Origin of the sequence: Paratissierella segnis (assembly GCF_014385195.1) — a bacterium.
GTDB classification, from domain to species: Bacteria; Bacillota; Clostridia; order Tissierellales; family Tissierellaceae; genus Paratissierella; species Paratissierella segnis.
In genome coordinates this window covers 195,477-208,306 of sequence record NZ_JACRTG010000008.1, presented here as the reverse complement: position 1 = coordinate 208,306, position 12,830 = coordinate 195,477, and the positions used below count along the sequence as shown (strand labels likewise).

7 protein-coding genes and 1 other annotated feature are annotated in these 12,830 nt (G+C 34.3%); of the genes, 1 reads left to right on the top strand and 6 read right to left on the bottom strand.

Annotated elements, in window-relative coordinates:
* Nucleotides 1-166 precede the first annotated feature (166 nt).
* On the bottom strand, nt 167-937 hold the full coding sequence (locus tag H8707_RS03465; protein WP_262428763.1) for a TatD family hydrolase: 771 nt from the start codon (nt 935-937) through the stop codon (nt 167-169).
* Between the two features lie 10 nt (nt 938-947).
* Entirely contained in the window at nt 948-2,912 is a 1,965-nt protein-coding gene (metG, locus tag H8707_RS03460; RefSeq protein WP_262428762.1) for a methionine--tRNA ligase, read from the bottom strand.
* Between the two features lie 363 nt (nt 2,913-3,275).
* Nucleotides 3,276-3,505, bottom strand: a binding site (T-box leader).
* An 821-nt stretch (nt 3,506-4,326) separates the two neighbouring features.
* On the opposite strand from metG, the gene H8707_RS03455 reads away from it, so the two are divergent.
* Nucleotides 4,327-5,352 (top strand): 3D domain-containing protein, encoded by a 1,026-nt coding sequence (locus H8707_RS03455; RefSeq protein ID WP_262428761.1) that lies wholly within the window; start codon nt 4,327-4,329, stop codon nt 5,350-5,352.
* A gap of 35 nt (nt 5,353-5,387) precedes the next feature.
* Here the strand turns inward: H8707_RS03455 and pulA are convergent, their stop codons facing one another.
* The 4 genes from pulA to glgD form a co-directional block, all read right to left on the bottom strand.
* Nucleotides 5,388-7,325 (bottom strand): type I pullulanase, encoded by a 1,938-nt coding sequence (pulA, locus tag H8707_RS03450; RefSeq protein ID WP_262428760.1) that lies wholly within the window; start codon nt 7,323-7,325, stop codon nt 5,388-5,390.
* Between the two features lie 506 nt (nt 7,326-7,831).
* Nucleotides 7,832-10,255, bottom strand: a complete 2,424-nt coding sequence (locus tag H8707_RS03445) for a glycogen/starch/alpha-glucan phosphorylase (protein WP_262428759.1) — start codon at nt 10,253-10,255, stop codon at nt 7,832-7,834.
* A gap of 15 nt (nt 10,256-10,270) precedes the next feature.
* Complete coding sequence (gene glgA, locus H8707_RS03440; protein ID WP_262428758.1) at nt 10,271-11,701, bottom strand: glycogen synthase GlgA; 1,431 nt, start codon at nt 11,699-11,701, stop codon at nt 10,271-10,273.
* A 5-nt stretch (nt 11,702-11,706) separates the two neighbouring features.
* Nucleotides 11,707-12,828 (bottom strand): glucose-1-phosphate adenylyltransferase subunit GlgD, encoded by a 1,122-nt coding sequence (gene glgD / locus H8707_RS03435; protein ID WP_262428757.1) that lies wholly within the window; start codon nt 12,826-12,828, stop codon nt 11,707-11,709.
* Nucleotides 12,829-12,830 lie beyond the last annotated feature (2 nt).

Sequence of the window (12,830 nt, the reverse complement as noted above, 5' to 3'; positions counted from 1 at the left end):
CCTGAGTGCAAACGAAGGATCTCTACTATCTCTTTAATACATACTAACATGGGATTCTTCACTAGCGTTCAGAATGACACAAGCAGGAATTATTCTGCATTCATTGACCCGAATTTACTACTGATGTCATCCTGAGTACAAACGAAGGATCTCTTATAGTGACCGTTTATTCAATATTAAAAAGTGCCTTTGCGTTCCTGCTGGTTGCCTCTGCTAATTGTTCTACCGTTATCTCTCTAAGTTTTGCTATCTCAAGTGCAGTATATTTTACAAACATGGGTTCATTTCTTTTTCCTCTATAAGGTTCCGGTGTGAGATAGGGACAGTCGGTTTCAATCAACAATTTGTCCAATGGAATGGACTTCACCACTTCTTTTACTATTCTGGAATTTTTAAAGGTAACAGGTCCACCTATAGAAATATAAAATCCCAATTTATTAATATATTCTTCCGCCATCTCCACACTGCCCGAGTAACAATGCATTACCCCCCTAAGTCTTACGTCCTGTGCCTCTTGTATGATGTCGAAGGTTTCCTGTGATGCTTCTCTGGAATGAATCACTACCGGTAAATTCACTTCTTTCGCCAATTCCAATTGCTGTTTAAAACATTCCCTTTGGATATCCCTTGGAGAATTATCATAGTAATAATCCAATCCTATTTCCCCAATGGCAACCACTTTTTCATTTTGAGCCAACTCTCTTATTTTTCTAAGTGTATTATCGTTCATCTCATCTGCAGAGTGGGGATGAATCCCCACTGATGCATAAATATTCTCATGCCGTTTTGATAGCTCTACAGAGTTTATACTACTCTCAAGGTCAGCTCCTATATTGACAACTATGTCTATCCCATTGGTCTTTAAATCTCTAATCAACAAATCTCTATCCGCATCAAATCTATTGTCATCTAAATGTGCATGACTATCTATAAACATATTTTCACTCCTAAGATATACTTGCTCCATCCTCAAGTTCTTCTAATGTCGTTAATAGGCTTAAGTTACCGGTGCTGTCTTGAGCGGCTAATATCATACCCTTTGATTCAATTCCCCTCAATTTAACAGGTTTAAGATTATATGCAACTACTACATTTTTGCCTATTAAATCCTCCGGATTGTACCATTTTCTAATCCCTGATACAACAGTACGAGTTTCTTCGCCGATTTTTATTTTAAGCACCAACAATTTATCAGCCTTTGGATGGTTTTCACAATCGATTATTTTACCAAGTTTTAACTGAATTTTTTCAAAATCATCAATAGTTATATATTCTTCCACATTATTAGTATTAGTTTGCTTTTCTTCCTCTTTTTCATCCTTCTTTTTCTTATTTGATCTTTCATCTATCAATTTTTGATTAGCATCATTTAGTTTTACCAATTCCTTGTCTATATCCAATCTAGGGAATATTATTTGCCCTTTTTCTGTCTTTGTTTCCGGTTTTAATAATCCCCAAGTTAAAGCGTCAGCCCATTTGACCTCGTCCTTTAGTCCCAATTGCCTGCGTATTTCAGATGAGGTTTTATCCATAAAAGGTTTAATGAGTATGGAAATGAGTCTCAATGATTCTGACAAATTATATAAAACTGTATTCAATCTCTCTGTATTTCCTTCTCTGGCTAAAATCCAAGGCATAGTTTCATCTACATATTTGTTGGACCTTCTGACAAGTTTCCAAATCTCCTCTATTGCTTGTGAGAAATTCAATTTGTCTACAAATGCTTCTACTTTGTCAGCCACACCGATTGCCAATTCTTTCAATGAATCGTCAATTTCCTCTTCAATTCCGGGTGCAGGTATGATGCCATCATTATATTTTTCTACCATGGATATTGTTCTGCTTACTAAATTTCCTAGGTCATTGGCTAAATCTGAATTTAGTCTTTGCAAAAACTTTTCTCTTGTAAATGTACCGTCTTGACCAAAGGAAAATTCTCTTAATAGAAAATACTTAAAGGCATCTATGCCATAGAGTTCAATAATTGGTTCCGGATATATTATATTGCCTTTTGATTTTGACATTTTGTCATCGTCAAATAGTATCCATCCATGCCCAAATACTTTTTTAGGTAGTTCTATATCCAATGCCATCAATAGTGCAGGCCAAATGATGGTATGAAATCTCACAATTTCTTTTCCAACCAGATGAACATCTGCCGGCCAGTATTTTTCAAAATTACTTTCATCGTCTGTGCCATAGCCAAGAGCTGTTAAATAGCAGGATAAAGCATCAATCCATACATAAACTACATGCTTTTCATCAAATGGAACCTTTATTCCCCAATCAAAGCTGGTTCTCGTTACGCACAAGTCTTCAAGTCCCTCTTTTAGAAAATTGTTGATCATTTCATTTTTTCTTGATTCCGGTTGTATAAAGTCTGGATTGTCCTCATATAGTTTTAAAAGTCTGTCACGATATTTTGATAGTTTGAAAAAATATGCTTCTTCTTCTGCAATATGAGTCGGTCTGCCGCAATCCGGACATTTTCCGTCAACTAATTGGGATTCTGACCAAAAAGCCTCACATGGTGTGCAATAATGTCCTTTATATTTTGATTTGTAGATTTCTCCCTTTTCATATAATTTTGTAAAGATATCTTGGACGCACCTTTCGTGATGGGGGTCGGTGCTTCTTATGAATGCGTCATAGTCAATCTCTAACATTTTCCACAATTCCTTGATGTCTGCTACTATTGAATCTACATATGCTTTAGGAGTAGTATTGTTTTCTTTTGCCTTTTCCTGTATTTTTTGTCCGTGTTCGTCCGTACCTGTGGTAAAGAATACATCATAGCCTAACAGTTTTTTGAATCTTTTTAATGTATCCGCTGCTACTGTTGTATAGGTGTGTCCAATGTGTAGATTGTCACTTGGATAATAAATCGGGGTTGTTAAATAGTATTTCTTCATTTTTTATCATTCCTTTCTTGATCAATTCAAAATTCACAATTTAATTCAATTCATACCCACTCAGTGAAATATCACAAAATCAAGATTTGGGATATTTCTACTGTTGGGCACACGGCAATTCACAATTCACAATTCACAATCGACCCTTGGGTCGTCCTGAGCTGGGCAGTATAAGCACTGCTTTCGAAGGATCTCCGGTTTTAAAGATAGTTAAGAGTGAAGAACTAAGAGTGACGAGTTGCTGGGTCAAGCCTTGGGGTCTTTAACAAGGATTCTTCACTAGCGTTCAGAATGACACGAGCAATGATTATACTGCCTTTATACAATGCAAATACACAATTAAAAGCCCTTCAGTCTCCATATAATAGAGACGAAGGGCTATCCGTGATACCACTCTAATTTAACTAAATCTCTCGATTTAGTCCTCAATAGGTTAACAACCTTACAGTGTAACGACTGCGCCGTTATAGCCTAATAGATTTCAGCTATAAAATTCAGAGACCATCTTCGAAAAGTTTTACCCACCGGTTCTCACCTTCTCCGGCTCTCTTTTGGATAAAGGATTTTTCTACTCTTCCCATCAATATTTTTATATCTATTTAGAATAATCAATTTAATTTATAATATACCAATATATTTGATTAAAGTCAAGATGTCAATGCACAATTCACAACTTAATTCAATTCACAATTCACAATTAAAAAACAGTGAAGAGTGAAGAACAGAAAATTTGTTGTAATAATTTTATGTCCTCTTTAATAGAATTGGATAATATATAGGTTGTTCGATTTATTTGTGAAGTTTTATCCTCTGTAGGTAATAATTTATACTTTATCCAATGATGGGAAATTAATTTCACATTCTGTTTGAGAAAACTGACAGTGGACAAACATTAGAGGAATATTTTAGCAAGAACTTGGAAAGGATAGTAACAATTCACAATGCACAACTTAATTCAATTCACAATTCACAATTCACAGTTCACAACTTAATTCAATTCACAATGCACAATTCACAATTCACAATTAAAAAATAGTGAAGAGTGAAGAGTTGTTGGGGTCAAGCCTTAGGGCCTTTAACAGGGATTCTTCACTGCGTTCAGAATGACTCCTGCAATGATTATACTGCCTTTGGTTGAGGGAGAACTTTTGATACTTTAAAGGAGAAGGGGCTTTAGCAGGCGGATAGGATCATCACCCCTACGAATGACATCCTGCATAGATTTAAAAGAAAAGATTCGACGTATTGACATATGAGAATTGTTTGAATATTGCGTAAATATAAGCAAAAATTTGACAAACATAAATTAATCGTATAGAATACTAAAATAGTCACAAATAGTTACAAAATAGTTACAATTTTATGGTATTTATTGTTAATTATTTTTGTAGCGTAATTTAAGGAGGAACAATTTATGGAAAGTAGCATGATCAAGAAGGCGCGTAAATTCAGAGCCCTTATGATCCTAGCTATATCAGTTACAATATCTTTAGGCGTATTCTCGTACCAGGGAAATGAAGTTACACTAGACTTGGATGGTAAGATTATCGAAAAGGTATCTTATGCTAAGACTGTTGAGGATTTCATTGAATCTGAATCAATACCGATAAGAGATGGAGCATATATTAGTGTTCCATTAGATGCAAAGTTACGGGACAACAAAGAAATTACTATAAAGAATCCTAAACATTATATAATTGATGAAGGAGGAATGTTGGCGGATATAACTTCTACTCATACTAATGTTGGGGATGTACTTAAGGACATAGGTGTAAGATTAGAAGGTGAGGATTATACCTATCCTGAATTATCTTCTGAAGTTCAGCCCAACTCCACAATTGAATTGTATCGAGTGAGGGAAGTTGAAGATGTGGAAGATACTATTATTCCATTTGAAAAACACGTAGAAAAAAATAATAAATTGGATGTTGGCGTTACACAAATTGTCCAAGAAGGTAAAGATGGACTAAAAAGATCATATATTAAAAAGAAGTATATAAATAATGTTCTTACTGCATCTGTTATATTAAAGGATGAAATAATTACCGAGCCTATACCGCAGATAACTCAAAAGGGTTCTAAGGATTTCATCGTTACATCAAGGGGTAATACGAGATATAGAAATGCCATGGTCATGACAGCAACTGCATATGATTTATCCTTTGAGAGTACAGGAAAAAATCAAGGGGATAGGTATTATGGTCTTACTGCTTCTGGTACAAAAGTAAGACCCGGGGTCGTAGCTGTTGACCCAAGAATAATACCCTTAGGAACAAGACTTTATGTTCAATCCCTGGATAAGACTAAAGATTATGGTTTTGCTATAGCAGAAGACACTGGAGGAGCTATAAAGGGCAAAAAAATAGATTTGTTCTTTGAATCCTCTAATGATGTTTATAATTTTGGAAGAAGAAAAGTAAAGGTTTATATATTAAACTAAGTTTTCACTAAAAAGGTTCCCTTTAGGGAATCTTTTTAGATTAACGATTTAAAGTTTGCCGGCGCATGGATTTCATACACTACCGTACACAGGTATGGCACTTCTATTTCATTTTCATATTCATATTCATTTTCATTTTTCATTTCAATATTTTCATCTACCAACCCGTCTACATCAAATATAGGTGTCAGTTTGAGCTCAGTAAATGAATATCCATATTTATCTTTCAAGTGGCTTTTAACGGAAATTATGGAAATATATAAGTTATGCCGATTTGCGTTGTGTATTATCAAAAAGTATTTGCCTTCTTCAATAAAAATAGTGTAGGCTATGATACCGAAATTTTTGGGATGATCTATAAATTTAAGTTTATTTCTTATATCTTCCGCTTTTTCTAATCTAAATTCTCTATAGGATTTTCTCAATCTAATCAAGTCTTTAAAATAATTATAGAAATCCATATTCTTCTCTTTTAATGCCCAATCAATTGCGTTTATACTTAGTGGTGAATTGTATGAATTGTGTATCATGTTTTTACTTCTCAAAAACTCATTGCCTGCATGAATAAGCGGAATACCTTGAGATGTAAACAAAATACTAAATGCCAATTTGCTAAATCTCTTTATGCCCTCATTGTCCAAACTTGGAAATACATTAGCTATTTTATCTGTAATTATTAAATTATCATGTGAATTTATATAATTAATGGATTCACAAGGGTTTTCTGTGAATCCATTATGTACATCATCATAGCATATGGAGCCTGTTATTCCCGTTTCAACCTGCACTTTTAAGTCCTGATTCCCTTGTATAAATCCTTTTTCTTCCCCATCGTTGTCCCCTTTTATGGCATTTCTAAAATCATCATTGAAAAATGCAAAGGGGAGATTCTTTTGTTTTCCTTTAGTAGTCTGTAAATCTTCCGGAAGAGATGTATTGCCTCCTATCCAAGGTTCTCCGTATATGAAAATATGGGGATTTATTTCTTTTAATTGGATGATTGCTTCTTTGATAGTATCTATATCAATGAGCGCCATCAAATCAAATCTAAACCCATCTATCTTATATTCTGAAATCCAATATTTTAAGGAATCAATTATAAATTTTTGAACCATAGGTCTTTCTGTTGCTAATTCATTGCCACAACCGGAACCGTTACTAAACCTGCCATCCTCATAACTTCTATAATAATATCCCGGCATAATAATATTGAGATTGGAATTATAATTTCTATATGTGTGATTATATACTACGTCCATAATCACCTTAAATCCCGATTTATGTAATTCCATAATAAGCATCTTCAATTCTTTTATTCTACATATGGGATTACTTGAATCAGTGGAATAAGAGCCTTCGGGGACATTATAAAGTTCAGGGTCATAACCCCAGCTGTAGTTATCCTCATTTAAAAAAAATTCCTTATCCTCACGGACTGTTATAAAATCAAATATGGGCATTAAATGAATATGGGTTACTCCCAAACCCTTTAGATGATTGAGCATTTTATCTTCAATAAATCCTAAATATTTGCCCCCATGCTTAACTTTGGAGGAAGGATGTACTGTAAAGTCCTTTATATGAACTTCATATATTATAGCATCACAATTTGCATTATTCGAAGGTATAAAGGGTGTATCCCAGCCTTCAGGATTAGTATCTCTTAAATTGATTATTGATGAACGAATTGAATTGATAGAACAAGCTATTGAATAAGGGTCGGTTACTTCCCATTTGCCTTTTATTAAATACGTATAGAAGTAATCCTTTAAATCACCTTCAATGGTTGTCTCGTGGACTCCATCTTCATATTTAATCATCTGATAGGATCTTCTTCTTATGGAACTGGCATCAGGATAGATTAACAGCTCAATTTTTTCTCTTAGGGGAGACCATATTCTAAATGTTGTCTGTTGCGGAGTATATGTGATTCCCAGTTTTTTATTTGTAATTGGAAATTTATCATATTGCAATATAATCACCTCGAAAGACAATTCACAATTCACAATTCACAATTCACAATTGAAAAAATAGTGAAGGACTAAGAACTAAGAGTTAATAATAAAGACCATTAAAGGTGAGTAAAACGAAGGATCTCACTACCTTTTTACTAAATACTAATATGGGATTCTTCACTGGCGTTCAGAATGACGCGAGCATTGATTATACTGTTCTTATAAACCCTAAATTACTGCTGGTGTCATCCTGAGTAAAACGAAGGATCTCACTACCTTTTTACTAAATACTAATATGGGATTCTTCACTGGCGTTCAGAATGACGCGAGCATTGATTATACTGTTCTTATAAACCCTAAATTACTGCTGGTGTCATCCTGAGTAAAACGAAGGATCTCTACTACCTTTTTACTAAATACTAATATGGGATTCTTCACTGGCGTTCAGAATGACACCTTCGGTGTAAAATCGGAGATTCCAGCGGGCGGATAGAGTCATCCTGCCCCTACGAATGACAACCCTTTTACCTATTACCTATTGGTTTAATGTTCCAGATTTCCTCAGCATACTTCTTGATTGTATTATCCGATGAGAAGATGCCCGATTTAGCAATATTTATAAGGGACATTCTGTTCCATCTATGAAAATCTCTATATAAATCATTTATCCTCTCATGGGCTAATCTATAGCTATCGAAGTCTTTTAACACAAAATAGGTATCATTGTATTTAGTCAATAAATCATACAATTCTCCAAAGGTTTCATATCCCGTTATAGAGTCTTTAGATATTAATTTATCCACCACGGATTTTAATTCCTTATCACTATTATATATATCAAGTGCATTGTAGTTTCCATTTTCATAATACTCATATACTTCATGACTTTTTAACCCGAAGATTATGATGTTGTCTTCTCCTACTTCTCCGGATATCTCTACATTGGCTCCGTCCAATGTTGCTAAGGTAATGGCACCATTCATCATAAACTTCATATTGCCTGTGCCTGAAGCTTCCTTGGTAGTTGTGGAAATTTGCTCACTAATATCTGCTGCAGGGAACAGTATTTCTGCATTGGAAATATTGTAATTTTCAATAAATACTACTTTCAATTTATCCTTAATCGTTAAATCACTGTTTATAACATTTGCAACCGAGTTTATTAACCTAATGACTTCCTTTGCAGTATGATATCCGGGAGCTGCCTTTCCTCCAAAGATAAACGTTCTTGGAACTATATCCAGATTTGGATTTTGTTTTAATCTTTCATATAGATACATAATATGAAGTATATTTAAAAGCTGTCTCTTGTACTCATGTATCCTCTTTATATGAATATCAAATATTGAATATGGACTTAACTTTATCCCTTGAGTATCATATACATATTTGACCAATCTCTCCTTGTTATGATGTTTGATATTTGCAAGTTCTTTAAGCACATTGCTGTCATCAGTATATTGTAACAGCCCCTCTAAAGCCAATGGGTTTGAAATGAACTCATCGCCTATTAATTTCTGTATGAAACTGCTTAACTCCGAATTGGCATTAAGGAGCCATCTCCTATGAACTATGCCATTTGTCTTATTGTTAAATTTCTCCGGATACACATTATAAAAATCGTTTAAAACCTTTTCTTTGAGTATATTGGTATGAAGTTCTGCGACTCCATTTACGCTAAATGACCCAGCTATTGCCAAGTTTACCATTCTAACCTGACCATCTGATATTATTGAAAGTTTATCCAGCATTTCTCCCTCTGCAATTCCCTTTTCATTTTTTAGAAAATAGATATATCTATGATTGATTTCCTCTATAATCATCCAAATTCTGGGGAGAATTTCTTTAAATAAATCTATATTCCATCGCTCCATAGCCTCCGATAGTATTGTATGATTGGTAAATCCAAAGGTCTTTGTAGTAATTTCCCAAGCGTCCTCCCATTCCATGTAGTTTTCATCTATAAGCACTCTCATAAGTTCAGGTATAGCCAAAACCGGATGGGTATCGTTTATATGGATGACCCTGTATTTATAAAAGTCAGCTAAGGGCAGGCCTTCATCTTTATATTTCTTAACGAGGTCTTGTATACTGGCTGAAACAAGAAAATATTCCTGTTTAAGCCTCAACTTCTTTCCCTCTATATTGGAATCTTCGGGGTAAAGAAATTGGGTTATAGTCTTAGCCTTGATGATATTCTTAAAGGATGCTTGAAAATTGCCTTTGGCAAATTCTCTGAAGTCTATATCTTCATAGGATTCTGCAGACCATAATCTCAAATAATTTACTGCATTGTTTTTATATCCCAGCATTGGTATATCATAGGGAACTGCCTTTACCCGGTCATAGTCAACATGTGTGAATATAAGTTTGTTCCTGAATCCGGAGATGTCTATACGCCCGCCTATTTGCACTTCATAGCTTTCATCTTCCCGCTTAAACTCCCAAATGTTTGCATTATGCACCCAATCATCCGGCAGTTCCAATTGCTTATTCTCGTAGATTACCTGCTTGAACAGACCTTTCTCATATCTTAAACCATAGCCATGCCCGGGCATTTTCAATGAAGCCAACGAATCTAAAAACGCTACTGCCAGCCTTCCTAATCCTCCATTCCCAAGCCCCGGATCTTCCTCTTCATCCAGAATTTTCTCTAAAGGTCTGTTGAGTTCCGCAAATGCTTCCTTGGCTATATCATATAAGCCAAGATATTGTAAATTTTTCTTTGTAAAGGTTCCTGTCAGAAATTCCATGGAAAGATAAAATACTTGCTTAACATGTTCATCTCTATACAGCTTGTTTCTACCAGAGAAATTCTTCCCTATATTTTCTTTCAAAAGCGTTCCCAAGCCTATATATAATTCCCTATCACTTGCATCCTTTATATCTTTTCCCGATACTTGGTATAATGCTTTTTGCAATTCTTCCAAAAATAATTCTTTTGTCATTTGAGAATTCCACCTCTATTGTTTTATTAGTTTCTCATACATTGCTACATATTGTTCGGAAGATTTCTCCCAATCATTTTTTGAATCCATTGCTTGCTCAATGAGTCCAAGCCATTTTTCACTGTCTTTATACAGATTTAATGCATCCTTTATACAATTCAGCAGTTCATGTGCATTGAAGTTTTTGAAGCTGAATCCATTTCCCTCTCCAGTATATTCATTATATGGAATTACTGTGTCTTTAAGCCCTCCGGTTTCCCTTACTATCGGCAATGTCCCATATCGTAGGGATATTAGCTGGGAAATCCCGCAAGGTTCTGCCATCGACGGCATGATAAATAAATCTGCACCTGCATATATCAAATGAGATTCCTTTATATTGAAATAAATTCTTGAGGCTAATTTTTCCGGATATTTGCTGCGGAAAAATTCAAACATATCCTCATATTCTTTATCTCCCGTACCGAGAATGACAAATTGTATATCTTCTTGCAACAGTTCATCTAATATATGTCTCACCAAATCTATACCCTTCATGGCAACTAAACGGGAAACCATTGCAAGTAATGGAACGTCTCTTACCGGAAGGTTATATAGCTTTTGCATTTCCTGTTTGTTTAGCTTCTTTTTTTCTATTGATTTGTAATTATAATTGCAGGGTATGTTTTTATCCTTTTCGGGGTTGTATATATCATAATCTATTCCATTTACTATCCCAACTAATTTGTGCTCATTTTTTCTTATAATATCATCTAAATTTTCACCAAAGTATTCATATTTAATTTCTTCTGCATATGTTTTTGAGACAGTGGTTAAAACATCAGAATATACAATGCCCGCCTTCATTAAATTGATTTTGTCATAAAATTTAAGGCCGTCATCGTTATAATATTCTCTTGATAAGCCAGCTATTTCTTCTAAAATGGACGGTTCAAATATACCTTGGTATTTTAAATTGTGTATTGTAAATACGGTTTTCATATTTTTATAATATATATCGCCTTTTGCAAAATCTTTTATGTATAACGGCAGAAGTCCTGTATGCCAATCATTGCAATGAACTATATCAGCTTTGAATTTTAATTCTTTAAGAAGCAATGCTGCTGCTTTTGTAAAGAAGATAAATCTTTCTCCGTCATCGTATTCTCCATAAATACCATCTCTTTTAAAATAATATTCATTGTCTATGAAATAATGGATTACTCCTTCATTTTTCATAGATAGAACTCCTGCATATTGTATTCTCCACCCTAAATCAACATAGATTTCTTTTTCTCTTTTCATCTTCGATTTATATTCTTCACTAATGCTTGAATACAGGGGCATTACTACTCTTATATCATGTTTTTTTATCTTTATAGCCTTTGGCAATGAACCGGCTACATCTGCGAGACCACCTGTTTTCGCAAAAGGAGCTACTTCTGCAGCAGCATATAGAATCTTCATAGAGATCAATCCTTTCCAATCTTCTGGTATTTTTCTACAACGTAAGGCATTACACTGCTTCCTATAATTCTCATCCCTTTTCCAATGGAAGCTTGTTTATCTAAAATTGCATTTACTGCAATTGCATTGTCCAATATTTCAGATTTTTGCATTACTATGGAATTTTTTACTATTGCACCTTTTCCTATTTTTACACCTCTAAATATTATAGAATTTTCCACGTTCCCTTCAATTATACAGCCATTTGCTATTAATGAATTTTGCACCTTTGAAGATTCTGTATAGAATGTTGACGGCTCATCTTTTGACTTTGTCAATATATGTCCGCCTTCATAGAATAGTTCATTAAAAATTTCTCTATTAAGCAGATTCAAATTTGCATCATAAAAGGATTTTAAATTATTTATGGTCTCCACGTGACCATCAAATTCAAAGGTATTGATTTTATATTTATATTTGGATTTTAGCATTGCGTCTTTTAAAAATCCGGCGTTGCCTGATTCCATTGACTCCTTAATTATTTTTATAAAAACATCTTTTTTCATAAACCCCATTCCCAGAAAATGATTGAATTCCCTTTCTGTCGCTAAATTCAATCCAATATTTATCAGCTCTCCATCTTTATCGATATGGATTTTGTCACAATTTATCAACATTCCTGAAGGATCTTCTTGTTTTTTGTAAATTAATGTAATATCTGCTCCTGAATTTATGAAATGCTTAAAGGCATCATCCAAATCCACTTTGCCAATAATATTCGGATGATTGATAAATACGTATTCTTCTCTCCTTTGGTCAAAAAATTCCATTGTACTATAAAATTGTACTAAATCACCCGGTGATGTGCTATGACCATCATATATTGGAGGAAAAATAAACAGTCCATTTAACCTTCTGTTTAAATCCCAAGGCTTGCCCTCTCCCAGATGATCCATTGTGGATCTGATCTTTTCACCTGTATAAACTGCTATCGTCCTTATTCCATGATTTACCATATTGGAAATTGTAAAATCTATAAGTCTATACCTCCCACCAAAAGGCAACATATATGATGGGCGGTTTTTGCAAAGTAAACCAAAATTGTTCTCTCCATCACCGACGCTTATTATGCCTAGGCACCTTTCCATCA

Coding starts and splice junctions, on each gene's coding strand:
- H8707_RS03445 (WP_262428759.1), bottom strand. CDS start 10,255: ATGACAAAAGAATTATTTTTGGAAGAATTGCAAAAAGCATTATACCAA.
- H8707_RS03465 (WP_262428763.1), bottom strand. CDS start 937: ATGTTTATAGATAGTCATGCACATTTAGATGACAATAGATTTGATGCG.
- glgA (WP_262428758.1), bottom strand. CDS start 11,701: ATGAAGATTCTATATGCTGCTGCAGAAGTAGCTCCTTTTGCGAAAACA.
- metG (WP_262428762.1), bottom strand. CDS start 2,912: ATGAAGAAATACTATTTAACAACCCCGATTTATTATCCAAGTGACAAT.
- glgD (WP_262428757.1), bottom strand. CDS start 12,828: ATGGAAAGGTGCCTAGGCATAATAAGCGTCGGTGATGGAGAGAACAAT.
- H8707_RS03455 (WP_262428761.1), top strand. CDS start 4,327: ATGGAAAGTAGCATGATCAAGAAGGCGCGTAAATTCAGAGCCCTTATG.